The 24,516-nt window shown below is 46.9% G+C and carries 23 protein-coding genes; 18 read left to right on the forward strand and 5 right to left on the reverse strand.

Annotated elements, in window-relative coordinates; genetic code table 11:
• Nucleotide 1 precedes the first annotated feature (1 nt).
• From AC3WTJ_RS00335 to AC3WTJ_RS00380, 10 genes are all read left to right on the forward strand, one after another.
• Nucleotides 2-322: a phage baseplate plug family protein gene (locus AC3WTJ_RS00335; protein ID WP_492520082.1), complete on the forward strand. Its 321-nt coding sequence runs from the start codon at nt 2-4 to the stop codon at nt 320-322.
• The gene (locus AC3WTJ_RS00340) at nt 315-1,103 is read left to right on the forward strand and encodes a phage protein (protein ID WP_492520083.1); all 789 of its coding nucleotides are present in this window, start codon (nt 315-317) and stop codon (nt 1,101-1,103) included. The genes AC3WTJ_RS00335 and AC3WTJ_RS00340 overlap by 8 nt, the downstream gene beginning before the upstream one ends.
• Complete coding sequence (locus AC3WTJ_RS00345) at nt 1,100-1,498, forward strand: Gp138 family membrane-puncturing spike protein (RefSeq protein ID WP_492520084.1); 399 nt, start codon at nt 1,100-1,102, stop codon at nt 1,496-1,498. The genes AC3WTJ_RS00340 and AC3WTJ_RS00345 overlap by 4 nt, the downstream gene beginning before the upstream one ends.
• Entirely contained in the window at nt 1,480-1,827 is a 348-nt protein-coding gene (locus AC3WTJ_RS00350; RefSeq protein WP_492520085.1) for a DUF2634 domain-containing protein, read from the forward strand. Before AC3WTJ_RS00345 ends, AC3WTJ_RS00350 begins: the two co-directional genes overlap by 19 nt.
• Nucleotides 1,814-2,992, forward strand: coding sequence for a baseplate J/gp47 family protein (locus AC3WTJ_RS00355; protein ID WP_492520086.1), 1,179 nt, complete (start codon nt 1,814-1,816; stop codon nt 2,990-2,992). Before AC3WTJ_RS00350 ends, AC3WTJ_RS00355 begins: the two co-directional genes overlap by 14 nt.
• On the forward strand, nt 2,989-3,630 hold the full coding sequence (locus AC3WTJ_RS00360; RefSeq protein ID WP_492520087.1) for a hypothetical protein: 642 nt from the start codon (nt 2,989-2,991) through the stop codon (nt 3,628-3,630). Before AC3WTJ_RS00355 ends, AC3WTJ_RS00360 begins: the two co-directional genes overlap by 4 nt.
• 15 nt (nt 3,631-3,645) lie before the next feature.
• Nucleotides 3,646-4,047: a hypothetical protein gene (locus AC3WTJ_RS00365; protein WP_492520088.1), complete on the forward strand. Its 402-nt coding sequence runs from the start codon at nt 3,646-3,648 to the stop codon at nt 4,045-4,047.
• A 35-nt stretch (nt 4,048-4,082) separates the two neighbouring features.
• Entirely contained in the window at nt 4,083-6,830 is a 2,748-nt protein-coding gene (locus AC3WTJ_RS00370; RefSeq protein ID WP_492520089.1) for a phage tail protein, read from the forward strand.
• Between the two features lie 76 nt (nt 6,831-6,906).
• Nucleotides 6,907-7,407 (forward strand): phage holin family protein, encoded by a 501-nt coding sequence (locus AC3WTJ_RS00375; RefSeq protein WP_492520090.1) that lies wholly within the window; start codon nt 6,907-6,909, stop codon nt 7,405-7,407.
• Nucleotides 7,404-8,159, forward strand: coding sequence for a glycoside hydrolase domain-containing protein (locus tag AC3WTJ_RS00380; RefSeq protein WP_492520091.1), 756 nt, complete (start codon nt 7,404-7,406; stop codon nt 8,157-8,159). The genes AC3WTJ_RS00375 and AC3WTJ_RS00380 overlap by 4 nt, the downstream gene beginning before the upstream one ends.
• Before the next feature lie 169 nt (nt 8,160-8,328).
• On the opposite strand, the gene AC3WTJ_RS00385 is transcribed toward AC3WTJ_RS00380, so the two are convergent.
• Nucleotides 8,329-8,481, reverse strand: a complete 153-nt coding sequence (locus tag AC3WTJ_RS00385) for a hypothetical protein (protein ID WP_492520988.1) — start codon at nt 8,479-8,481, stop codon at nt 8,329-8,331.
• A gap of 685 nt (nt 8,482-9,166) precedes the next feature.
• On the opposite strand from AC3WTJ_RS00385, the gene AC3WTJ_RS00390 reads away from it, so the two are divergent.
• From AC3WTJ_RS00390 to AC3WTJ_RS00405, 4 genes are all read left to right on the forward strand, one after another.
• On the forward strand, nt 9,167-9,376 hold the full coding sequence (locus AC3WTJ_RS00390; protein ID WP_492520092.1) for a helix-turn-helix domain-containing protein: 210 nt from the start codon (nt 9,167-9,169) through the stop codon (nt 9,374-9,376).
• Between the two features lie 359 nt (nt 9,377-9,735).
• Nucleotides 9,736-10,326 carry a hypothetical protein gene (locus AC3WTJ_RS00395; RefSeq protein ID WP_492520093.1) on the forward strand — a complete coding sequence of 197 codons (591 nt, stop codon included), beginning with the start codon at nt 9,736-9,738 and terminating at the stop codon, nt 10,324-10,326.
• Nucleotides 10,327-10,357: 31 nt separating this feature from the next.
• Nucleotides 10,358-10,543: a hypothetical protein gene (locus AC3WTJ_RS00400; RefSeq protein ID WP_492520094.1), complete on the forward strand. Its 186-nt coding sequence runs from the start codon at nt 10,358-10,360 to the stop codon at nt 10,541-10,543.
• A complete protein-coding gene (locus tag AC3WTJ_RS00405; protein WP_492520095.1) occupies nt 10,536-11,234 on the forward strand; it encodes a hypothetical protein in 699 nt (232 codons plus the stop codon). Before AC3WTJ_RS00400 ends, AC3WTJ_RS00405 begins: the two co-directional genes overlap by 8 nt.
• Nucleotides 11,235-11,376: 142 nt before the next feature.
• Here AC3WTJ_RS00405 and AC3WTJ_RS00410 read toward each other — a convergent pair whose 3' ends face one another.
• Nucleotides 11,377-12,363 (reverse strand): YheC/YheD family endospore coat-associated protein, encoded by a 987-nt coding sequence (locus AC3WTJ_RS00410; RefSeq protein ID WP_492520096.1) that lies wholly within the window; start codon nt 12,361-12,363, stop codon nt 11,377-11,379.
• Nucleotides 12,364-12,606: 243 nt separating this feature from the next.
• Between AC3WTJ_RS00410 and AC3WTJ_RS00415 the strand changes: the two genes are divergently transcribed.
• From AC3WTJ_RS00415 to AC3WTJ_RS00430, 4 genes are all read left to right on the forward strand, one after another.
• Nucleotides 12,607-13,773 carry a glycosyltransferase family 4 protein gene (locus AC3WTJ_RS00415; protein WP_492520097.1) on the forward strand — a complete coding sequence of 389 codons (1,167 nt, stop codon included), beginning with the start codon at nt 12,607-12,609 and terminating at the stop codon, nt 13,771-13,773.
• Between the two features lie 103 nt (nt 13,774-13,876).
• Nucleotides 13,877-18,637: a WIAG-tail domain gene (locus AC3WTJ_RS00420; protein WP_492520098.1), complete on the forward strand. Its 4,761-nt coding sequence runs from the start codon at nt 13,877-13,879 to the stop codon at nt 18,635-18,637.
• Nucleotides 18,638-18,793: 156 nt separating this feature from the next.
• On the forward strand, nt 18,794-19,927 hold the full coding sequence (locus AC3WTJ_RS00425; protein WP_492520099.1) for a glycosyltransferase family 4 protein: 1,134 nt from the start codon (nt 18,794-18,796) through the stop codon (nt 19,925-19,927).
• Between the two features lie 26 nt (nt 19,928-19,953).
• Nucleotides 19,954-21,096, forward strand: a complete 1,143-nt coding sequence (locus tag AC3WTJ_RS00430; protein WP_492520100.1) for a glycosyltransferase family 4 protein — start codon at nt 19,954-19,956, stop codon at nt 21,094-21,096.
• 857 nt (nt 21,097-21,953) lie between these two features.
• Here the strand turns inward: AC3WTJ_RS00430 and AC3WTJ_RS00435 are convergent.
• Genes AC3WTJ_RS00435 through AC3WTJ_RS00445 form a run of 3 tightly spaced genes read right to left on the reverse strand, consistent with a single transcriptional unit; the run spans nt 21,954 to nt 24,508 of the window.
• Complete coding sequence (locus AC3WTJ_RS00435) at nt 21,954-22,919, reverse strand: GDP-mannose 4,6-dehydratase (protein ID WP_492520101.1); 966 nt, start codon at nt 22,917-22,919, stop codon at nt 21,954-21,956.
• Nucleotides 22,920-22,944: 25 nt separating this feature from the next.
• A complete protein-coding gene (locus AC3WTJ_RS00440) occupies nt 22,945-23,715 on the reverse strand; it encodes a hypothetical protein (RefSeq protein WP_492520102.1) in 771 nt (256 codons plus the stop codon).
• 13 nt (nt 23,716-23,728) lie between these two features.
• The gene (locus AC3WTJ_RS00445) at nt 23,729-24,508 is read right to left on the reverse strand and encodes a hypothetical protein (RefSeq protein WP_492520103.1); all 780 of its coding nucleotides are present in this window, start codon (nt 24,506-24,508) and stop codon (nt 23,729-23,731) included.
• Nucleotides 24,509-24,516: the final 8 nt, after the last annotated feature.

Below are 24,516 nucleotides of genomic sequence, written 5' to 3' on the forward strand. Positions count from 1 at the left end.
TATGGAATATATCGATATTGAAAAACAAAATATCCCGTACCGTTTTGACATTGCGATCGCTGACGTCATGTTTACGTTTGAAGTTCATTACAATGGTGACTTCGATTTTTTTACAGTGGATTTATCTAAAAACGGCGAGGCGCTAGCGTATGGGGAAAGAATTGTATACGGCGTGCCTTTGTTCGGCGATGTTGCCGATTCTCGGTTTCCTACTGTTAAAATTATTCCTTATGATCTTTCAGCACAAAGCAATTCTGTTACTTGGACAACACTCAGCGAGACGGTTTTTCTTTATTTAGATGGTGGTGAGCTAGATGGCTAACTTTGGGCGTTATGTTGAAGTTATGATTGGTCAGCGCAGCTTTCAGAGTGACAAATTTACGATCGAAGGTACAATCCCCTTTGACAATGATCCACTACCCAACGAATCAGAAATTAAAATTTGGAATCTCAGTTTCGAAACCATTGCCGAACTAAAGCGCGGTCAAGTGGCCGTGATTAACGCCGGTTATCGTGGAGATATTGGTTTAATCCTTCACGGTTATGTGTCAAAGGTAGCTACGAAGCAAAACGGCGTCGATCGGATCACAAGCATCTATGTCCTGGACTCCGAGGACCTTTCCAAACGGAAAGTAGAAATTGCCTACGCCAACGGAACACTTGCCAGTTACATTCTAAAAGACATGGCCAAGCAGCTTGGACTTCCACTGGCACAATTTGATTTAAACCAAGATATGCGATACGAGGATGGATATACAGCCAAAGGCGAAGTTACAAAGATTATTAGTGATATTGCCGCAGATTGCGGAACGTCCGCTTATGTCAACAAGAATAAGCTTTACATCCGTAATCTACGATATGGAAGCGACGACGCTTTTGCCCTGTCAGTTTCCACAGGGATGATTGGTTCGCCGGAACCTTTTGAAGAAGATTCATTTAAGGGATTCAACATCAAATCCCAATTACAATATCGAATTACCACGGCTTCCGTCATTGACCTAGATAGCAGACTATTTCAAGGTCGCTTACATGTCCGCGCTGGTTCTCATTCCTTCAGTAATTCTGGCGACTTTATGACCGAAATGGAGGCAATCCAGCCATGACACAAGTTGACCCATCGAGCGCACTGGTTACGCTCATTCAAGGGCTTATTGATAGCAACACGTCTTCCCTTTGCGTATCTTTTCCCTGCAAAGTGATTTCCTTTAATGATGCCACCTGTATGGCCGTTGTTCAGCCACTTTTAAAAACGATGGGAGAAGCAGATCCATCACCTATCCAAAATGTACCCGCACTTGGCCAGCGGTTCATGATTGACGGCATGGAACGTATTTATAAGCCTTCCTTACGTGCAGGTGATGCTGTGTTGGTTGTTTGTTCGGACCGCGAATTGACGAAAGTACTCAGCGGACAAGTTGCACAACCTGATAGCAAACGCATGCACAGCCATAACGACGCCATTATTGTGGGGGTGATGCCGTGCAGTCTCCAAAATTAAGTAATGGCGATTTGACATTTGATAATAACGATCTTGTGCTGGTGGAGGGTACAGAAGAAATTGCGCAGTGCTGCGAAATCATTCTTGGTACGAATCAGGGCGAATGGTTCTTAAATCCCAGTATGGGCATTGATTTTGAAAAACTAAACGCCAAGAACATTCGCGAGGATGTAATCCGTGAAGAAATTCGATCAGGGTTGCGCCAAGAACCACGAATACAGACGATCGATGAAATCAAAGTCAATTTGAATACGAAAACGCGGGAAAGTGAAATCAGTTTTAAAGCTACCAGCACAACAGGGGAGGTGGTTACAGGTGGCACTGGATAAGAACGGTTTTAAGCGGAAGCGATTCGCTGATATTTTTGCTGAAATGGAAGCGAAAGCGAAAGAGGTTTACGGGCAGCAAATTAACACGTCTGAAAAATCCGTAATGGGCATCCTGCTTCGCATTTTCACATGGTTCCTGGCGACGGTTTGGCAACTCGCCGAAGATGTATATAATTCCGCCTACCCCAATACAGCAACGGGGGCTAATTTAAAAAAGCTTGGCCCCTATGCGGGAATCAAAGCGCTGCCACCTATGCAAGCGACAGGAACCATTCGGCTAATTGGTACGCCTGGTCACACACAGGCAGCTGGATTCCGAATTAAAACGAGCAGTGACATTGTATTTGAAACCGTGAGTGCGATCACGCTAACTGGCGGTACCGGTTCGGGCGAGATTCGCGCAGTCATGCCAGGGAAAACGGGTAATGTCGATGCGGGACAAATCACCCTTATCGTGAATCCTACTGCCAACATTACGGCAGCAACGAACATGGAACCCACAACTGGCGGCAGAGAAGATGAAACAGATCAAGAGTTCCGAGACCGTTTCACTATCTCTAGCGAAGGGAGAGGGAAGGCCACACACGGCGCACTCCGAGCAGAACTCTTAAAAGTAGCAGGCGTTCGTGCAGCAGCCGTCATTGAAAACTACACCAATGAAGAGGACATAAGCGGCAGACCTGCAAAGTCTTTTGAATGTTACGTGTTAGGCGGAACGCCTCAAACGATCGGCCAAGCCATATTAGACACGAAAGCGGCAGGCATTGAACCCCATGGCAATGAGCTTGTGACCGTGAAAGATGATGCTGGATTCGATCATATTATGAAATTTTCTTATGCGGACGAAATCCATGTTCATATCAGGTTTACGATCAAAAAAGATAATCGTTATCCCTCTGAAGGTGATGCACTTATTAGAACTTCCGCTATTAAATACTTGGGTGGACTCGATGAAGACGGCACCTTGTTTGTAGGTTTGAATATGGGGGATGACGTCATCCAATCTCGATTAATAGCAGCCGCCTTCCAAGTTGACGGAGTAACCGATGTGCAAGCAGAGATCAGTACAAACGGCACGACATGGACGCAAAGCAATTTACCCATTGCACCCAGTGAAGTCGCTCAGACTTCACACGCACTTGTGACGGTGGTGAGTATTCAATGATTAATCTGTTTACCATGATCAGCCGGTTATCGGATAAGTTCGCCAAAAACCCTGACAGTAATCTGGGGAAACTCTTAAACATCCTAGCGGATCAATTGCACGAAGTTGAGATAACATTTGAACGCATGCGGAATTGGCGGGAAATTGATGTAGCTGAAGGCACGACACTCGATAGAATCGGAAACATTGTTAATCAGTCTCGCGGGGTGGCGACGGACGAGGTTTATCGGATTTTGATTAAATCAAAGATTGCCCGAAATCTCAGCACAGGTGATATCAATACCATCATCGGCGTTATATCCACGGCGCTGAATTGCGAACCTAGTGAAATTGAAATTAAAGAACTGTATGCAGAATCCTTCGCCCCCGAACCTGCATCGATTTCACTTATTAAAATGCCGCTGAAGGCAGTTAACGAGGCAGGAATGTCACCACCGCAGTTCGCGCGTATTGTTCAACAAACCGTGGCTGCCGGGGTGCGTGTAGGGGCTGTTGAAATGACAGGTACGTTTCAATTCGCTAGCGGTGATACAACGGAGAGTAGCTCCACTGCCGGTTTTAGTAATGACGATGGGGTAATCGGTGGGTATTTAGGTGCTGCCTACGCGCCTGGTAACAACACGGACTTACCCATTTAGAAAGGATGATATTAAATGAGTTTTAATGAGGCACTTCCTGAATGGTTGGCAGAAGGAACTGAACCGCCGTTATCTAAAAAAACCAATGGCTGGCAAGCAGAAGATAAACCGCCAGCTAGTTATTTCAACTGGCTATTTCATCGAACATATAAAGCTCTTTTAGAAATTCGAGATAATTTCGCTGTAGCAGGGACGGCAAATCCAGGTATGAACGGTGCGGCAGCACCTGGAACGTCCGAAGCTTATTCACGCCAAGATCATATTCACCCATCTGATACATCGAGAGCGCCAGTCAATAATCCTGTTTTTACAGGCACAGGGATAACCCTTCCCGCCGATCCAACGGCACCCATGCACGCTGTGACATTACAGCTCTTAAATGCAAAATTTGCACAAGCGACAAAGTACGCTCCTTAATTGGGGCGTTTTCTTTTGGGGAAGGAGTAAATAGAATGGCAGTAATTTACACATCTTCGCAGGCAGCCGGTAGTGCTTCTGGACGTAAGGTCACCAAACTAAGCAACGGGTGGCTGATTGCTATAGTGTCTGAAGGACTAGCTAGTAACCGTGTCATGAAGTCCACGGATAATGGAAATACATGGACAGTTTTGACACAACTGTATTATCCATCTGCTAGTAGATATGCTTCGTCAAGTTCATCTATTGTTTCAACAGGCACAACCGTCATTGTATTGGCTACAGTGGACAACCCACAAACGAGTAGTGGATACCTGATTTGCTTTAGGTTTGATGCTACGACAGTTGGAGCTACAGCGAATGGGGTTGCGTACATAAACGGACCCGCAAGAGCTATTGATATGGTATATGACGCAAGTACAAATACCTTACACGCTGTAACGGCTCATTATCAGGGCGTTAACGGTAACTATGTAGCTTTCTATCTATGGTCGGGTGACTTAGGGACAACTTGGACTTCAGTTACGCTTGTACAGACATCCGGGCAAACCGTTGAAGAAGTTGCTATTACCGTAAACGCAAGTGGTCAGCCTATCGTAGCTTACCAAAATAGTATGACAGCCCATCTATTTCTAGGTAAGGGTACTGTGCAAAGACCTACGACACTTGCCCAATTGGGTATAGTGGATATGAACCAATTTGGTTATGCGCCGAATCCGCAAGGTCCATACAATGCTATGTCGTTGGTTAAGAATCCTACGAACGGCTACCTGTTCTTTGTGACAGCAGGTGGAGGGAATGGGTACATAACTGCTATGCGATCCGGGAACGGTGGGGTATCTTGGGAAACTAAGTACACTTTTGGTACGCAGAGTTTCAACATGCAAGACGTTCAAGCAACAATAGACAATCAGGGGCGCGTAGTAGCAATTTACAGTACTAAGAATTCTAGTACTACATCAACTTCTGAAGTCTTCATAGCCACTTCGGCTGTTAATGATGTGTCTTCATGGAGTGCTCCCACCCTATTGGACTCGGGTAATATTTCTACGACTCTAGTTAATTCGCCGTCTATGTCTCACGACCCTAATACCCTCGCTTCCACGTATTATTACATGTGGAGGAAGAACGCTAGCGGAACGTACACGGACCAGGCGAGAACGTCCAACACACAACCCAACGCACCTGTGATTACGTACCCTGCGGCGAATTCATGGATCAATACACGAACGCCGGTTGTCACTTGGAACTTCAGTGATCCAGATGCCGGTGACTACCAAAGTCAATACTGGATTCAGCTAGTAGATAGCGCTTATTCTTTCGTTATGAAAGACACTGGATGGCTAAACGGCAATGTGAGAAGTTGGCAGATGCCCGCCGATTGGATCACTTCGGACGGAACATATTATTTGCGAATGATGGTTCGCGACTCTGCGGGAGCTAATAGCGGGCCGGGTATAGGCACTCCCGGTGATACCACGTTCTACAACGTTTATTTTGGTGTGGATACAGCTATACCTGTTATCACTAGCGTATCAGCGCAACAATACATAACGGGTAACGCTGCGAGAGTATGGGCTTACGGTGTAGTCGATAACGTTGCGGTGCAGTATATTTCGGTATATGCAGTAAGACCGGATAGTAGTTATTATCTTTTGGGGAATATGACTAGGAACGGATCGACAAACGACTATTATTTCGATGTTACAGATATCAACATTGACGGAAATTGGCATTATGATTTCAGAGCGTATGATGCTGCGGGAAATGTATCTTGGATAGGGCAGCCTTTTGTATTTAGGGATACAGTTAAGCCGACTGCACCAACACAAACTAACGGCATACCCTACGCAATTTCAAATGGCGTTTCATGGTCTGCATTCAGTGACGGCGCAAACTCTTCAGGGTTATTGCTCACGACTCTGACACTTCAAAAATGGAACGGCAGCACATGGGTCACAGAATCAGGATTTCCCAAAAGCGTGGCAGGTCTGACCTATAGTTTCACTGGCTTGACTCCAGGAACCCAGTACCGTTGGGGAGTGACGTATACAGATAATTCTGGAAATACAGGCGTATTAAACTATACAACATTCACAACAAATAGCTATGCAGTAACGACACAAACGAATCTAGTTTCTGCGGGATATATATTCAACAGAAGACCAAAATTTAGATTTACACCAACGGACGCTAATGATAGTACTCTGACTGACTTTCAAATTCAGGTAAGTACGGTCAGCAACTTCTCATCTACGATTTTGGATACCAAAGCATCAACGGTCGTAAGTGGCTGGTCTGGATGGTCTGGCACAAGTGTCGCATCAGGAGGAGCTGTTTCTTATATTCCTCAAACGGATCTACCGTTAGGCACTCTGTATGTGCAGATTCGAGCGTATGATGGTAAGGATTGGGGAACTTGGAGTACAGCAGTCTCTATCTCGATACAGGCTGTTTCATGGACAACTACTATAGCTGCGGATGATACAGCTATCAGCAAACGAACAATTGATGAAATTAGAACGAATGTGAATGCAGTTCGTCAAGCTAGGGGATTGGCTTCTGTCGTTTGGACGGATTCGGTCATTACCGATTGGAATGGAGTAACTCCTACAAATGTTAGAGCGGCTCATCTCATCGAACTGCGACAAGCCATTAGAGACATCTACACGGCCTTAATCGTAACAGCGCCTACATGGTCGACAGATTCAATAATTGATACAACCGTAAACCGTAAGGGACAGCATTGGATTGATTTACGAAACGCAATAGTAGTAGCCTAACAGACGACTTCCTAAAAATGGTTGTTGTCTTTTCAATATTTAATCAAAAAGCCCTTCAAGGCAGAAAAGAGGAGTCATGAACAAATTTCTACAATCAGCGCTTACTCTAGAGACATTATTTAAACCCGCAAATGCAGGGGCAGCTACCATTGGAGCGATTATTGGACCATTTATTTTGCAGTCATTTAGCAATGGGAAGGCTTGGGCTTTTATATTGTTTATTGCGGTTATCATTGCTGATTGGATCACCGGAACTGCCGCAGCAAAGAAAGATAACACCTATGCTTCTGAGTATGGCATTCAAGCCATTCCCCGTACGATCTTAATGCTTTGGCTTCCAATCATTGGCGGGTTGCTTGATAAAGTTACGTTTACAGTGTTTGGCATAAATCAGCCAGGATACGCCTTCTTCGCAATCACAATTATGCTTATTTATCATACATGGGAGAGCATGACGGCTAATGCTTATAGAGCCGGTTGGGAGCAATGGATTCCGAAAAGCGTAACTGCTTTTGTGAGTAGTGAAATTAAAGCAAAGATCGAGCGAGCACAGGCAAGAAAGGGTGATGGTCAATGAGTAAGGGTTTCGATTGTGCAACACCGCTGAACGCCAAGACAGCGGCTCTTTTTGTTAATCAAGGATTTACGTTTGTATGTAGGTATCTCGCCCCAGTGGGTTCGTGGAAGCGTCTTACAGCTAGTGAAGCTAACGTTTGCACTAATGCAGGACTTTGGTTGGTTTCCGTCTTTGAACGTGGCGCAGAAAATGCGCTATCTGGGGCAGTTCAAGGGAAAGAAGATGGGGCTTTAGCACTCAAGTATGCAAAGGAGGTTGGGCAGCCGGAAGGAACTGTTATTTACGCTGCTGTTGATACGGATGTAAACACATCTCATTATAATGCGATTGAAGCTTATCTCCGTGCATTTGACGAGCAAATAGAAGGCTACGAACTTGGTATTTATGGCGAGTATGAAATATGCGAAGAGATGCGAAAACGAGATGTAGTCAACAAAATATGGCAAACATATGCGTGGAGTCGTGGCGCCAAAGTAAGTGATCCAAATGTTTATCAATACGAAAATGACGTCACCGTGAATGGGATCGGTATCGATCGAGATGAATCTAACGGGGATGCGGGAGGATGGAAAGTAGGAATGGCAATTCAACAAAAGGCAGTGCTTGATAGTGGAGTAGCAAATACAATCATCAATACATGGCTCTCACCAGATTGGGAGAAAGCCGACAAAGCAGGCGCGAATGATGAAGCTGTTTATATTCACTGGCTTGCTAATGAATTGCGCAAAGCTTCAGGACAACCATTACAATAAATAAGATTAAAGCGAAATAAAAAGCCCTCTTTCCCTAATAGGGATTGAGGGCCATTTTTATTTGAAAAGTTTCTTGATCAAGCTGAAAATATCAAACGTTCTTCGATTATATATCTTGTTATAGGCGGCTTTCTTCGGGTTTCTTAGCCATCCATAGCCCCTCGGCATTTTAATACCAATTCGATGTACAATCTGTCTCTTCAGGCTTGTACGCGCTGCGATTCGCTTCTTTAAACTGGGCGTGCGAAATCCATATTTCACGTTCATCATCCCCCGAGTAATAATTACCTAAGTTTACCATAGATAATCCATTTTGAGACATTTAAAAAACATCCAATAATTATTGCCCAGCAAAGACATATGTATAAAATTCGATATTTTGTGAATATGTCTGGAATTCCGGTTCTCAAATTCGTTCAAATTCCCCCATGAGCGCCGATTTACTCCCCGTGGAACATTTGATTTTTGTCGTAATTAATCAAACTTACAAACTCTCGTTTTCTTCGTTTTACTCCGATTTACTACCACAAACCATTTATATAAGATTAAGTTAATTATTTCATACAGAACAATTATTTTCCTTGACCTCCGATATCGGATATGATATAATTATAAATGTAAGGGAGGTGATGAAGTGCAAATGCTTCTAATGACAACGGGTATCCTGCTCATTCAGTTAATAACAGCAATCATTAATCTGAAAACAGCAAGGGTAAACAGTGGGAAAAGAAAAGTTCCTACACGTCAAATAAAAAGTAAAAACCCCAACCGCTCGCAACGGTTGAGGCGCTCTAGAAACAAACGAAGGAGTTAATACCTTCAGGAAGAGGGATGGTGCCCATCCCCTTCCTCCCTTACATTCTAACCCCATTATATCACGATTATGACAAGGAAAAAAGGAGGAACCGCCATGCTATTACTAACGATCATAAACTTTGCATTGATAATCGTCACACTTGGAATATGCTCGTATACGCTTTATCTAATTAAAGCTAGGCGGAAATGACATGAACCCTTTGGAACATATTATGGGCACCGAAGAAGCTGCGAGGCTTTGGGGATATTCCAATCAAGACACAGTAAAACATCTTTGTCGCGAGGGAAAGGTTAAAGCCATTCAGATCGGGAAAACTTGGGTACTAGATAAAGATCAGCCGAATCCAAGTCAGCCGGATCACCCTAAGAACTGGAGACGCAGTAGAAAAGAAAATGATTGAAAATTGGCTACAAAATAAATCAGTGGAGATAAGGTATGCATAGAAAAGTCCCTCAATCTTCTTAGATTAGAGGGGCTTTTCATAATTCTATTTACATAATATAGAAAAAAGGTTATTTCGAGAATCAATTTACTATAACTTTTATTTATTAGTTGAAAGAAAAATTTTATCGAATAAATTGTTGTTTTATGTCGAAATCATATATACGGCAAAACGGAAGCATGTGATAATAGCTTTACTAAGACAAGTCTTAGTAAAGTGGGCTTAAACTTTTCTTCCGAGAAAATGGAAATATTGGATGGGAAAGGCAGTGAAAATCTGCCTCAATATAGCATGAAAAAGGAGCCTGAAACATAATTATGAATTATGAAACAGTCAATTTAAATATCAGCCTTGTGAAATCAATTGGTGAGATTTCTGATAAAAAAATTAAACGTATTATTGAATCAGGCTATGACCTGATTCAAAACGTAAATGGTGTAATGGCTCATTTCATCGAAAAGTCAAGCGGCACAGTAATAGCGCTTGCACAAAATCAAATAACAATTGGCGCAAATTCGTCTATTGCTGAAGAACTGCTAAGAAAACCAGAAGCTGTTGTTGCAACATTTGACAAGTTTCTGGACATACTTTTCTTAGATGGTAATAATTCCTCGTTACAACTTAAACTTGAACGAGTTTATCCTTCTGAGAAGAATACCTTGGAACAAGGAAAGGGATTAACTCATGTAGAATTATTTGAAGGTGCACTTTCAGTCGGATTACGGATTCCATTTAAACGTGCAGACTTTGGTGGAGAACTAAAGATTGAACCGGTGTTTAATAATGCTCAAAGATATTTTATGGATTGTGTTATCCAAACTGAAAATTATTCAGTAGAGTCCCTAATGGCGATGGTTGACGTGATTGAGAAGGAATTCCAGCCTATGGCTCGCAGACTTTATAGCTAAATAAGCCTTTCCAAGAAGAGAGGTCTAATTAATGAGGGATTATAAAGGTCCGATGGAAAAGAAAAAACAATTGACGGATGCATTTAAACATCAGAAGGCAGCACAAGGTAAAAATGAGAGCACACCATTTAGATCATTCAAAGATCTTGGATTGAAAATTAACTCGAAAGCGTACGAATGTTACTCTGCTTCAAATGGAGGTAGAGTGGATGAGTAGTGCTGGAAGTATCTCTCAAGCCTTTAGTATCAGAAAAGGCAACTGGAATAATACTGGGGTTTTTTCAGACCTAGTTTACATCGAAGCTAACCCTGTTCTGGATATGGTATTAGGACGGCCACTCGGTCCCTTAGTAGAGGATTATCTTCAAGAGAACGTCAGACGAGGTGGAATGGCAACCTGGTCATACCACACGATAGATGAAGTGAAAAAAATTATCCATATAGGGAAATACGCTGATCATGCTTATCAAAATGGAATAAATGATTCTAATATAGGCGGTAAACATATTTACGCATGGAAAATTGCTGAGAATACAGTTGATGAGGCTACCTCCCAATCTATATCAGAGGATGTAGAAAATGAGACAGAGGCAGTTGTATCCCTTCTTGAGCAATACGGAATTGAAACTGATGTTGAGCAGCAAAAAGTAAGACGGCTTTCAAGTTATCTATACCGTAACTTTGGAGGCGGTCCGCAAGATGCTATGCATGTAGCCATTGCCAATCTTTCAGGGACTAATAATATTTTATCACAAGATTCTGGACTGTTACGGTACCCATCACAAAATATTTTTGGTGCCAGCAGGATAGTTGTAAGTAAATATACACCTTCACAACACGCAGTCGCATATGTTGACTTAACTCAGAGTCTACCTAGCACTGAAAAAAAGGCTGAAGGAACTTCTTAAAGTAAAAATCCTCCCATATTTGATGGAGGATTTTTTTAGTTTCAATAATCAGATGAACTGATCCTAGATGATCCCGACATTCGCTGCCACGGCTGTAACATTCAAGAAAGCTCTTTGAAATAAATATGAACTTATTCTCTAACTACACGTTACATTCAATGAATAGAGGATAACCATCCGTGGTGATCCCGATATCCAGTCCGAGATCGGCCAAATGCGGCAAATGCCTGCTTAGAAACCTCGCTACCTGAAGGGCGAACTCCGAAATTTGTTCACACACCGCGCGGGAATTCAGCGACGGATAGTCGGCCGCCAAAATTTCCGTCAGCGTCCTCACTTGGCCTCCTTGTGCCACATTGGTCAAGAACAGCTTGCGCGAAGCGACCTTGGCGACGATTCCTGTCACGCCCCAATCGCCGCAGGCTCCGCGCTGCACAGATACACGCATGTCGAAGGGACGTTTGTCATAGGTAGCCAAAGGCAGGCGCTGTTGCACGAGGTAGGCGCGGCTTTGGATTTTGCGCCGCAGGGTTAACGGCAGTTGTTTGCGAAAGTTGACCTGCCGCCAAACTTTATTGCTGATTTTCAGTGTCGCGGGATAAACAAGCTGCCAGCCCGTGGGGGTTCGGTCCATTTTCATAACACCGCGCCCGATGCTGGAGTTCGTTGGTTTGATAATGATAGAGTCGTAGGCACTCATCATGACTTTCATATTTTTGAGGGTGGCGGGGTAGGTGCCGGGCAGATGGGGTCTGATAGTGTCATCCAGCAGCAATATTTCGTGAATTTGCAGCTTGCTGTACCGATTCCATCGGTTAAAAACGTGAATGCCGTGCTGTGTCCAACTTTCCAGCTCCTGATCGGAGGTGGCGTCCAAGTAAATGGCGCGATTATGAATGATTTTCGGCAGGGCAATCCACTCACGCACATATCGAGTCCCTCTTTGCACATAGGCATGAACTCTCATCGTATGAATGTGAACATCCTGCATACGGAAGTAGCAAGGGGTGATGCCAAATTGTTTGCCAGCGTCACTGTAAAAATGGATGGCTTCATATTTTGTGTTCCCTAGGGGAATGCCTTCGTATAAGGAATCGTTCACTAATATACCCACATAGGGATTGACCATCTACTTCACTCCTTAGAGTTTTTCGTCAGAAAAACTGACGTCGAAAGCATAAGCTTAGAGTTTTTCGCCAGAAAAACTGGCTTGCCAACACGCCGCGACACGATAGAGGCTCCTTTACAGCTTATGGAAAAGCAGTGCAGCTTGTTTGTACGGATGCTGATACTTTTGCGCAAGTAGCGGACAGCTGCCCAAACTTTGCCTGTATATCCGCATATGTATAGAAGAGAAAGGGGGGAGTTACGTGTGAGCCAGAGACCTATGCGTGTTGTCATTGTTACGCCAGGTTCTTTTCCCATTCCCTCAGGAAAAAGCTCTTCGGTTGAACAGGTTGTCCAAAAAACGGCCGAAAAGCTCGTTACATTTATGCCCGTTTGTGTTCTGGGGAGAAGAACGAAGTATCAACCACGAAGTGAAATGCGGGAAGGATGTACGTATATAAGGGTTCCTTACGGGGGCTCTCGTTCCTATATTTCCGCCGTCTCTCGGAAAATCGCGATGCGAAAACCCAGCGTCATCCAGGTTGAGAATCGGCCGCATTTCGTGCTCTATCTGCGCAAACGTTTTCCAAGATGCTTCATTAGTCTGGTGCTGCACTCAAAAATATTTATTTCTTTGCCTTATATCTCACAGAAATATTTGAAGGCATGCCTAGCCGCGGCGGATGTCGTGATCGTCAATAGCGATTATCTCAAGCAGGCGGTGCAGGCGAAAGTACCGTCAGCCGCACATAAAATTGTGACGCAGCATTTGGGCGTCGATGTTACCAAATTTACGTCAAGATGGTCTCCGGAGGGGAATGAATCCCGCGCTCAAATGTTGCAAAAGCTCGGCTATGAGAACCGGAAGATCATTCTTTTCGTAGGTCGGCTTATCCCGAGAAAAGGGGTGCACCATCTGCTCAAAGCGATGAAAACGGTGATTCAGACGGAGCCGAATGCGGTCTTAATTCTAGTCGGCGGTGCCTTCTATGGCTCCAGGAGATCGACGGCTTACGTGAAAAGGCTGTTCCGGGAAGGGAGCAAGATGCCTCAGAATGTGAAATTCGTCCCCTACACATCACACGCTGACATCCCGAAATGGTATCACCTCGCTGACGTTGTTGCCGTGCCTTCCGAGGAAGGAGAAGCTTTTGGACTCGTAAATATTGAGGCTATGGCTTCTGGAGTTCCTGTCGTAGCGACAAATTCAGGCGGGATCGGCGAAGTGATTAAGAATGGGACGGTCGGGTGTTTAGTTGATTTGGGCAAGATCGAGTCGGACCTGCCTCTGTATTTATTGCGTCTTTTGGCAGATGAAGAGCTGAGACGAGCCATGGGGGAGCAAGGTATTCAAAGAGTCGATCAATTGTTCACGTGGGATAAAGCGGCAGAAATGAGGTATGAGTTATACAAGCATAAATTGGGGAGGTAACTATTTATCTGGGTGTCCGCACATTTTTCAGGGCTAACGTACATCTGGGATTGAGCTTGAATATGTTACAAATGACCAATTTATGTGGAATGGAGAGGAGTCTATGAGTAAGCGTAAGAGCAGCAGCAACAGAGAAAGGCCTTATGTGCAAAAAGTGAACTCCCGAACAAATGAGTTGAAATGGCTCGATGAAAGTGAACAGCCTTCACCTGCTCCGGTTAAGCAGGAGAAAGCGGAAACAAGTCCAAAAGTTGCACCCGTCGTTGAAACAAGTATTACTCCCAAAACGACGACGCCCAAAACACCGGCAGTGAAAACTTCGATTGTAGAGCCGGCCAAAGTAAATAAACCCGCAACGGTGGTAAATGTATCTCAGACCTCCGTGCCGGCACCTCCGCTGCTGCTGCTTTCTGAGCGTAAAACAGGCAAATTTGTAAACCCTGTCGTCTACACGGATGATATCGTGGAAGAAGCGATAACTTGGGAGAAAATTGCAAATCGTTCGGTTGACGAAAGTAAAATCAAGCCGCAAAGCATCGGGACGAAAGTCATTAAGGATTTTGCGATCGATCAGTCAAAGTTAGCATCAGCCAGCGTGACGCGTGATAAAATCGCCGGGCACAGCATTTATGATGAACATATCGCTCCACACAGCATCTCCGGTGACAAAATTCAGGATCAAACGATTCCCGGAAGCAAACTGCTGGATAACAGCATCACAGCGGATAAGCTTGCCGATCAAACGATTGATTCCATTAAGATTGCGGACGGCTCCATTTTGTCGCAGCATTTATCCGAGTTGGTTATTACGAATGAGCTGATTGACGACCAGTCGATTACAGCGGACAAAATACGTAGCGGCGCAGTGCAAGCCAAACATATTTCCAATTACAGCATCGATACCGCCAAGCTAATGGATGCCGCGATTACAACGGATAAGTTAAGAGATCAAGCTGTTACGGAAGAAAAAATTGCGAATGAAAGCATATGCTCCGTTCATATCCAGTCCAAAGTTATTTTCAACGAACATTTGGCCGATGGAAGCGTTCAGAGCCGGAGTATTGCGCCAGGTCAAATTGAAGCCGATCACATCGCTGACGGGGCAATCGACAGTTACCATCTGGAAAGTCAGATTATTACAGAAGATAAACTCGCTCCTTTATCGGTCTCAGAGGAGAAGTTGGCGAATCAAGCCGTTACGAATCAAAAGATCGCCCCGTTGTCGATTGAAGCTAAGCACATCGTGAAGTCTTCGATCCGCACGGAGCACCTCGCAGACGGGTCTATCCAAACCTCACATCTTGCTTCCGGCGTGATTCAATCCGGACATCTGGCAGAGGGTGCAATACACGCTAAACTGATCCAGGATGGCTCCATTACGGCAGACAAACTAGCTGCAAATGCGGTAGAGGATAAACATATTTTCCCGAAAGCCATTCAAATCGGACACCTCGCTGACAATATCATTTCTAATGCGAAGCTGCAGGATGAATCGATCACCTCTTCGAAGCTCGTGGAAAGCTCGATTGAAGCCAAACATATCCAACAACAGGCGATTCAGAGTGAACATCTTGCCAACAACAGCATATCCAATGCCAAGCTGCAAGATGAGTCGATCACTTCATCCAAGCTGGTTGAAGGCACGGTTGAAGGCAAACATATCCGGCAGCAAGTGATTCAAAACTGGCATCTGGCTGACGGCATCGTTTCCAGCTCGAAATTGCAAAATCAGTCCATTACATCAAGCCATTTAACGGAGAATCTCATTGAGGAAAGGCATATCAGCGAAGGGGCAATCACGCAGCTGCATTTGGCCGATGGGATCATTTCTTCCTCCAAATTGGAAGAGGGAGCTGTGACGACAGATGTATTGGCGGCAGGCAGTGTAGATACGTCGAAGCTGAAGTCGCAAAGCGTGACCGCTGATAAGCTTGCAGTAAGTTCGATCACCGCCGAGCATTTGAACCAAGGCATCGTGGCAAGTGAACATTTGGCCGAAGGGGCGATTCTTGGTATCCACTTTTCGCCAGAGACGATTGGAACGACACACCTGCTGGATGGGATCATTACGAGTGAGAAGCTGGGCTTAGGCGCTATCCGCTCGGAGCATATCGGAAATGGCGAGATTGGCGCTGAACAAATCGTGGAATCGGCGATTGGGCGCGATCATATTGCTGAAGAGGCCGTGACAACGCAGCATTTGCAGGATCAAACGATTACGACAAGTAAAATTGCTGAAGAAGCGGTGACGGGTACGAAAATTGCTTCCATGAGCATTGAAACTCGCCATCTTCAGGAAAACAGTATCGATGGCAGCCATCTGAAGCCGGGGGCGATTTCGTCCCAGCACTTGGCGCAGGGCTCGATTACACTCAATATTTTTGCTGACAGGAGCTTGGATGGAACGAAGTTAATGGAACAATCCATTACCGGAGAAACGCTTGCGAAAGCGGCTGTCACCGAAGATAAGCTGGCGAATGGTGCCGTTAGTTCGCAGCATATGCAACCAGGAGCGATCTCTACCAGGTCATTGCAGGAGCAGGCCGTAACAACTAGCAAACTAGGTGAGCAGGCTGTGACTGAAGCTAAACTGGCTGATTCCAGCGTAACGGGCCGCAAAATCTCCAACAAGTCTGTGCATAGCGAGCATATTGTTGACGGCGCAATTACGGCAGCGAAGCTGGCTAATGAGAGCATTCATGGCAGTAAGCTGGTAGCCGGTGCGTTAAGCTCAAGGCATTTGGCCGATGGAGCGATCAGCAGCGCGAAGTTGGCTGCACGGGCGATTAGCAGCGAGCACATCGCGGAAGGTGCTGTGACCGGCGCGAAGCTGGCGAAAGAAAGCGTGGATAGCGCGAAGCTGACAGCTGGTGCTGTGACCGGCGATAAGCTGGCCGATGGCGCCGTTAGTGGAGCGAAGATTGGACTTGGCGTAATCGCTAATGAGCATCTGGCAGAAGCGGCGGTCGAAAATAACAACCTTGCGGCAAATTCCGTGGATGGCACCAAAGTGAGCCTAGGCGCGATTAGCAATTATCATCTTGCGGATAGCTCGGTGTATGGCGCGAAATTGGCGACAGGCAGTGTGGACAGCAGCAAGCTGACCGCTGGCGCTGTGAACCATGAGCACATCGTGGACGGAGTGATTGACGCCAGTAAGCTTGCAAAAGGCAGCGTGGACGGCAGCAAAGTGGTTCCAAGCGCAATTCAACGGGAGCATTTGGCGGATAGTAGCATTGACTCCACGAAGCTGGCGGAAGGCGCTGTGCTGAGAAGCCATCTGGTAGCAGGGATCGTTGATGGGTCGAAGCTGGCGGATAGCAGTGTCGTTAGCTCTAAGCTGGCAGTAGGCGCTGTAAAAACAGATCATCTGGTTGACGGGGTCATCAATGGAGCGAAGCTGGCACCCGGCAGTGTGGACAGCAGCAAATTGGTGTCCGGCGCCGTGAACAGCGATCACATCGCACCAGGTGCCGTGAACGGCAGCAAGCTGGCGGCGCTTAGCGTGGACGGCAGCAAACTCGTAGATAACGCGGTGAGCAGCGAGCATCTTAATGTGAGCTCGGTGACAAGCGCGAAACTGGCAACAGGCAGCGTGGACGGCAGTAAACTGGTAGCCGGTGCAGTAAGCAACTACCATCTCGCTGACGGTGTAGTGGATGCTGTGAAGCTGGCGGCTGGCAGTGTCGACGGCAGCAAGTTGACCGCTGGCGCAGTGAACGGCAGCCATATCGTGGATGGCGCGATTGACAGCGGCAAGCTGGCTGCGAACAGCGTAGACAGCAGCAAATTGACCGCTGGCGCAGTCACAGGAGACCATTTGGCGGACGGCGCCCTGTTCGGCGCGAAACTGGCGGCAGGCAGCATTGACGGCAGCAAATTAGCCTCTAACGCGATCAGCAGCTACCATTTATCCGCCGGCAGTGTGGATGGCAGTAAGTTGGCAGCCGGTGCGGTGGGCAGCGGACATCTTGCGGAAGGTGCTATAGACGGCGGGAAACTGGCGTCAGGCAGTATCGATAGCAGCAAGCTTGCAGCCGGCGCGGTAAACGGCAGCCATATTGCGGATGGCGCGATCGACAGCAGCAAACTGGCTGTGAATAGCGTGGACGGCAGTAAATTGGCTCTGGGCGCAGTGACGGCAGATCACTTGGCCGACGGCGCGTTGAGTGGTTCGAAGCTGGCGGTAGGCAGCATCGATGGCAGCATTTTGGCAGCCGGTGCGGTGAGTGGTGAACATCTTGCGGAAGGTGCTTTGAATGGCGCTAAGCTCCAAGCGAACAGCATCGATGGCAGCAAGCTGGCTTCCGGCTCGATTAGCGCTTTCCATCTTGGAGCAGGCTGCGTTGACAGTTCCAAACTGGCGGCTAACAGCGTGGATAGCGGCAAGCTGGCGCCGGGCAGTGTGGATGGTAGCAAGTTGGTGTCTAGCTCGATTAGCAGCTTCCATCTGTCGCCGGGCAGCGTAGACAGCAGTAAAATCATCGCCGGCGCCGTTCATGGAAAACATTTGGCGGAGGGCGCAGTCGAAGGTACGAAGCTGGCGGCTGGGAGTGTGGATGAGAGCAAGCTTAGCTTCAATGCCGTGCATACTCCTGCGGCAAAGCCGGCGGCTCTGCAGCAATTCGGGTTGGTTCCTTTTGAATTGAAGGTGCAGGACGAAATCGTCGAGGTCACGTTACTCTTTGATGAGCCGTATGCCGATGTTAACTATGTCATCACAGCGACAACCAGCCATTCTTCGTGTTATGCCGTAATCAAACAAAAACAAACGAATTCAGCGCAAATGATTATTGTGCGTTCCCGTTTCTCACCGGACGCGTACGGGATCATAAACTGGATTTCCATAGGAACAAAAGGATAATGGCTTCCTCCAAAAGGATCGCGTCTAATGTGCGTGATCCTTTTTTTGTGTGTGATTCGCGGAGCTTTTTTTGGATATGTACAATCATTTATGTGTCTTGAAGAATAGGATAGAGAATAACCCTAAATGGCATGTATCTACGAAAGGAGGACTTTCATGAAAATTGCCTTAATCTGCCCGGATTCTTTGCCCTGTCCACCGATCAAAAGCGGAGCGATTGAATTATTGATTGATCGCATGGCTCCATACTTAAGCAGATTGGGCCATTCGGTTACTGTTTTTTCGATACAGGATCCTTCGCTCAGCAATGATGAACGGACGAATGGTGTGAGATTCATTCGTTATGACCAATCCACGTATTTCAATGATGTGCTGAGCTACTGTGAAAAACGATTGTTTGACGTAGTTCAATTATTTAATAGACCGAATTGGGTTGAAGAAATGAAGAGAGCCGTTCCGGATGCCCGCGTTTATTTATCGCTTCACAATTTATTAATCAATCATGAGACGCGTAATCAGGCTGCACTTCAAGCTTACGAACTAGCCGATCATCTCATTACGGTCAGTAAATTCGTTGCACAGGACATCATCAAAGCCATTCCTGCTGTCAGTAGCAAAATCACCACGCTCTATACGGGAGAAGATCCTAAGCGGTTTACGCCTCATTTTACAAGGGAAGGTAAAAAGATTGCTGACAAGCTAAAGGGAGAATTGGGTATCCCTCCTGGCTTCCATGTCGTCCTCTTTGTCGGCAGGCTGCTGCCCAAAAAAGGGTGCCATCATCTAATTAACGCCATGAAGCTCGTTATCAGAAAATATCCCAAAACAGCGCTAGTGATCATTGGCAGCAAGTGGTATGGTGACCGGACCATTAGCACCTATGTTACAAAACTTCGAAAAAGAGCTTTGGCTGTGTCCTCTTATATATATTTCACCAATTTTATACCGGTAGACAGGCTTCCCAGCTATTATACAATGAGCGACGTGCTTGTGGTCCCATCCCAGTGGCAGGAGCCGCTTGCAAGAGTTCAATATGAGGCTATGGCAGCCGGCATCCCGATCATCAGCTCGAATCGGGGCGGGAATCCCGAGCTTGTTCTAAATGAGAAAAACGGTTGTATCATTGATCTTTACACAGACCCAAGAGCTTACGCTCAGGCCATTATCACCTTGTTAAGCAACAGCGAGAAACGCATCCGAATAGGACGCGAGAATAGGAAATTGATTACGGATCGTTATAACTTTGAGAAGTATGCGCAACGACTATCGAATTTATATGAAACCACATGAAACCGTATACGATTGGAGTGAACAGGGTGAGGATTGCTTTGGTTTGTACAGAAATGCTAACCGTTCCTTCTATTCGGGGAGGAGCTATTCAAATTTTCATCGATGGCGTGATTCCCTATTTAAGCGAGAGCCATGAAATAACGGTATTTTGCATAAAAGATAATGACCTTCGTGACCGGGAGGTGGTAAAAGGTGTGACCTATATCCGGGTGCCGAAAAATGATTATCAAATAAACGTCGCCAACGAGTTGAAAAAGTTGAAGGCCAGTAATCGGACATTTGATGTTATCCATGTGTTTAACCGTCCCATGTATGTCCCTATTATCAAGCAGGCTATGCCTGAGAGCCGGGTTGTTTTGAGCTGTCATAATGAGATGTTTCGTCAACAGAAACTGCCCGATGACAAGGGTCGCCATGTGGTGAAGATAACCCACAACATCATGTCCATTTCCAACTACATTGGAAAAACGATCGTAGATCGGTTCCCTGAAGCTGCAAGTAAAGTGAAGACGGTGTACTCTGGCATCAATCTGGATCAGTACAAACCCATATGGCGGGAAGATGCTCAGGCCGAAAGAAAGGCATTGCGCAAAAAATACGGCGTCGAAAATAAAAAGGTTGTGTTATTCGTTGGACGGCTGTCTGCCAATAAAGGGGCCGATGTTCTGCTGCAGGCCATGCAGCGGGTCGTCCAAAAACATAATGACGCCGTGCTGGTCATTGTCGGAAGCAAATGGTTCAGCGATAACCGTGTAGACGATTATATCTCGAATTTGCGAAGGCTTGGCGATTCGTTGGGGAAAGACAGAGTTGTGTTCACGAACTTTGTGCCCCCAAGCAAGATTCCCTCGATTTACCTGCTCGGGGATGTGTTCGTCTGCAGCTCCCAGTGGCAGGAGCCGCTGGCCAGAGTGCACTACGAGGCCATGGGGGCGGGCCTCCCGATCATTACGACGAATCGCGGGGGCAATGCCGAGATCATTTCGAACCATAAGAACGGTATCGTCATAAGCGCCTATACCGATCCATGGGCATTCGCGAATTCGATCAGCCACATTTTCACGAATCCATCGAAAGCGAATGAGTTAGGCCGTGCTGGCCGCACATTTGTGGAGGGCAACTATGGGTTCCAGCATGTTGCTAAGCGATTGCAAGAGCTGTATGTGTGAGAGGTGGCGAGGGCGGCGGCAGTGTGTGGGAAGGCCAACTTTACGGTTGGCCTTTTTGGGCTGCGGGGCGGCTCCGCGTTAGGGGCTGCCGCCGACGGTTGGGTAGGGCGGAGCCGGTGGGGCCAGAGCAAGGGAGGGGCTGGAGCTGGGGCTAGGAGCAGGAGCAGAACCCGAGTCTGCCGCCCGGCCGAGGGGAACCACAGGGCGCTATTTCGGCGAAATGGGCCGTTTTCGCACGGAAGGGGAACTAGGGTCCCTTATTTCAACAATTTGGGCGGAATTTCAGCCCAATCCGTTGAAATAAGTCCCTGTAGTTCCCCAAGAATGTGAAAACGGTCCGAAACGCAGAAATAGCGCCCTCAGGTTCCTCTATGTGCTGCAAGGCGAGCATTCACTAAGACGCCTCAGCTAAAGTAGCTGGAAAAACTACCGTTCATCTGCGCTGCTCAGTGGCAGGGAAAGAATTAACGGTAGAAACCCCAGCTAAATCGCCGGTAGGAGGCGAGAATTGGGCATACTCGGCAAAACTAACGCCAGAAAATCCAGCTACTTTAGAAAAAGTGGAACAATTGCAGCAATTAGCAGGAGGAATCAGCGTTATCTACTAGTAGCATATGCTGTGTGTGAGGGCCAACTTTGCGGCCCGGCCGAGGGGAACCACAGGGCGCTATTTCGGCGAAATGGGCCGTTTTCGCACGGAAGGGGAACTAGGGTCCCTTATTTCAACAATTGGGCGGAATTTCAGCCCAATCCGTTGAAATAAAGCCCTGTAGTTCTCCAAGAATGTAAAACGGGCCGATACGGCAGAAATAGCGCCCTCAGGCTCCGCTAAGCGCCACCGCCCAAGGCCAAGCCGCTTAAGCCAGCGACTCCGCCTCCAGCCACTGCACGAAGCGCGCAATGCCAGCCTCCAAGCTCGTCGATGGCGTGTAGCCGAGTAGTGTGTGCGCTTTCTCGAAGTTGGCCCACGTTCGTGGGACATCGCCGATCTGCATCGGCTTCCAGTGGATGATTGCCTTCTTGTTCATCGCATTCTCCAACACGGTGACAAGGTCCAATAAACTGGTCGGGTGGTCGTTCCCGAGGTTAAACACTTCGTAGCCGGGATGGTCGAAGTCGATGGATTTACGGATGCCCCCAACGATATCTGCTACATACGTATAATCGCGACTGGTCGTGCCGTCTCCGAACAGGGAAATCGGTTCGCCTTTTGCGATTTTTTTGGCGAACAGATGAATGGCCAAATCCGGCCGCTGCCGGGGACCGAATACGGTGAAGAAGCGCAAAGCGACAATCGGCAAGCCGAAGCAATGGCTGTAGCTGCGGCACAGCGCTTCGCCTGAAGCTTTGGTGGCGCCGTATGGCGAGGCGATGAGCAGGGTAGGGTCCGTTTCTGAGAACGGCACCTTGTCATTCAAGCCGTACACCGAGCTGGACGATCCAAAAACAAACTTGGAAACGCCGTATTTGACGGCAGCATCCAGCAGATTGACCGTGCCCGCAAGATTGACGTCGACGTAGGTGCTCGGGATTTCGAGGGATGGCCGGACACCGGCTTTGGCGGCTAAATGGACGACGGCGTCCGGTTTCCAAGCGCTGAATATGCGGTCCATACCGGCTCTGTCGCGAATGTCGGCTTCGATTAGTTCATATCTAAGTGAACGCAAGTGATGCTGAATGTTGTTCTCTTTCACTTTGCGCTCATAGTAATCGTCAAAGTTATCGATTACAAGCACTTCGTAATTATCATCCAAGAGAAGAGAGTCCACCAGGTGGCTTCCGATGAATCCCGCCCCCCCGGTAACCAGAATTTTTTGTTTCATTATGGTTTCCTCCTTGGCTGCTTGATCATAATGCGCTTATCCAAGCGCGGACAGAATCGTCTTTGACGGGATGGGCAAACATGACTTCCGACTTCTGTGAAGCCGCTTGAATTTCTTGCAAGGAAATATTTGGCCGATAGCGGAAGCACTGCCTGATTTTGGCAGGATATTCTTGGCACCTGGCTCCGCACTGCATGGCTAACGTCATGTACAGGATCTCTCCCAGCGCAAAAACATCCGTTTTGGCAAGAATTTGCTCGAACAAAGGTTTGTTCACTCTGGCCAGCATCTTTTTCACAAGGCTATGCCGATAAACCTGCATCGGGTTGAACGTGCCGTAGAAGTGATTGCTTTGGAAAAACGGCTGCCAAAGTCCCCATTCCTTCCACATGCCGAGTGCTGTTGTCCAATTGCTTTTGTGAGGCGTCGTCTCTGTTTTGAGAGCCTCTACTAAACAATCGTAGTCCTCCATGTGATTGCTCAGGAACGACTCAAATCCGCCGTGAATGAACATCACATCATATTCGGTATACACCAAATATTCGTAGGGAATTCGGATATCTTCCAGCCATCTCATGACGTCGTAGAAGAATCTTCCGGTCCGTCCTCTGCGCAAGGGTCTGCTGTACGGACAATACAGGATGTGCTCGCTCTGGCAGACCTCTTTGCCGAAATTCCTGTCCGTGCCGCCATTATAAAGCACGATAAAAGCATTCGGGTTATACTTCCGAAGGTTTCGAATTTGTTGGCGAAGCGCAGGTTCGTTCTCGTGGGCTAATAGAGCGAAACAAATCATGCGGCTTCCTCCTTTATTTTTTAAGGTTGAAAATCCAATCGCGAACATCAGCGTCCTTGACCGGATGGACGAACATGACCTCAGACCGCGTACTTGCCTCTTTGGCGTCGTCCAGACGAATGCGATGGTACACGCGAAGATAGTCTACACTCGGTTTAGGGTAAGCTTTTAAGCGTCCGCCGCATTTTTTGGCCAGTGTAATATAGAGCATCTCGCCTAAGGCGTATACATTCGTAGCGTCAAACAACTGTTCCAGCATAGGCGTATCAATGATAGCCAACATCCGCTTCAGGATGGAACGCCTATACACTTGCATCGGATTAAAGGTCCCATAGAAATCGTCCGTCTGGAAGAACGGCTTCCAGCGGTGCCATTCCTTCCACATCGTTTTGCCGGGAATCCACCAATTGCGCTTACGGTCTTTCTCATGGCGGATTAATTTCACCAGAGCGTCGTGGTCTCTAAGCTCATTCTCGACCATTCGTTCAAATCCGTGATTGACGAACATCACATCATATTCGGTGTAGACTAAGTAATCGTAGTTGACGTTTTTCTCCTCTAGCCATCTCATAACGTCATAATAGAAACGCCCCGTCTTCCCTTTCTGCAAAGGCCTGCTGTAAGGGCAGTACATGACTTTCATTTTTTTGCAAAGGGCTTTGCCGAAGTTTGCATCCGGTCCGCCGTTGTACAAAACAATGAGTACGTTATTCGGGTTATATCTGCGAATGTTACGGATTTGTTTGTAGAGGGCGTTTTCATCGGCATGCGCTAATAGTGCAAAACAGAGCATGTTCCAGC

It is taken from the genome of Paenibacillus sp. FW101-FHT12H11, assembly GCF_058790355.1.

Bases quoted from the DNA above. Each gene is read 5' to 3' on its own strand.
- AC3WTJ_RS00335 (WP_492520082.1), top strand. From the start codon at position 2: ATGGAATATATCGATATTGAAAAACAAAATATCCCGTACCGTTTTGAC.
- AC3WTJ_RS00340 (WP_492520083.1), top strand. From the start codon at position 315: ATGGCTAACTTTGGGCGTTATGTTGAAGTTATGATTGGTCAGCGCAGC.
- AC3WTJ_RS00345 (WP_492520084.1), top strand. From the start codon at position 1,100: ATGACACAAGTTGACCCATCGAGCGCACTGGTTACGCTCATTCAAGGG.
- AC3WTJ_RS00360 (WP_492520087.1), top strand. From the start codon at position 2,989: ATGATTAATCTGTTTACCATGATCAGCCGGTTATCGGATAAGTTCGCC.
- AC3WTJ_RS00365 (WP_492520088.1), top strand. From the start codon at position 3,646: ATGAGTTTTAATGAGGCACTTCCTGAATGGTTGGCAGAAGGAACTGAA.
- AC3WTJ_RS00370 (WP_492520089.1), top strand. From the start codon at position 4,083: ATGGCAGTAATTTACACATCTTCGCAGGCAGCCGGTAGTGCTTCTGGA.
- AC3WTJ_RS00375 (WP_492520090.1), top strand. From the start codon at position 6,907: ATGAACAAATTTCTACAATCAGCGCTTACTCTAGAGACATTATTTAAA.
- AC3WTJ_RS00380 (WP_492520091.1), top strand. From the start codon at position 7,404: ATGAGTAAGGGTTTCGATTGTGCAACACCGCTGAACGCCAAGACAGCG.
- AC3WTJ_RS00385 (WP_492520988.1), bottom strand. From the start codon at position 8,481: ATGTCTCAAAATGGATTATCTATGGTAAACTTAGGTAATTATTACTCG.
- AC3WTJ_RS00390 (WP_492520092.1), top strand. From the start codon at position 9,167: ATGAACCCTTTGGAACATATTATGGGCACCGAAGAAGCTGCGAGGCTT.
- AC3WTJ_RS00395 (WP_492520093.1), top strand. From the start codon at position 9,736: ATGAATTATGAAACAGTCAATTTAAATATCAGCCTTGTGAAATCAATT.
- AC3WTJ_RS00400 (WP_492520094.1), top strand. From the start codon at position 10,358: ATGAGGGATTATAAAGGTCCGATGGAAAAGAAAAAACAATTGACGGAT.
- AC3WTJ_RS00405 (WP_492520095.1), top strand. From the start codon at position 10,536: ATGAGTAGTGCTGGAAGTATCTCTCAAGCCTTTAGTATCAGAAAAGGC.
- AC3WTJ_RS00410 (WP_492520096.1), bottom strand. From the start codon at position 12,363: ATGGTCAATCCCTATGTGGGTATATTAGTGAACGATTCCTTATACGAA.
- AC3WTJ_RS00420 (WP_492520098.1), top strand. From the start codon at position 13,877: ATGAGTAAGCGTAAGAGCAGCAGCAACAGAGAAAGGCCTTATGTGCAA.
- AC3WTJ_RS00425 (WP_492520099.1), top strand. From the start codon at position 18,794: ATGAAAATTGCCTTAATCTGCCCGGATTCTTTGCCCTGTCCACCGATC.
- AC3WTJ_RS00435 (WP_492520101.1), bottom strand. From the start codon at position 22,919: ATGAAACAAAAAATTCTGGTTACCGGGGGGGCGGGATTCATCGGAAGC.
- AC3WTJ_RS00440 (WP_492520102.1), bottom strand. From the start codon at position 23,715: ATGATTTGTTTCGCTCTATTAGCCCACGAGAACGAACCTGCGCTTCGC.
- AC3WTJ_RS00445 (WP_492520103.1), bottom strand. From the start codon at position 24,508: ATGCTCTGTTTTGCACTATTAGCGCATGCCGATGAAAACGCCCTCTAC.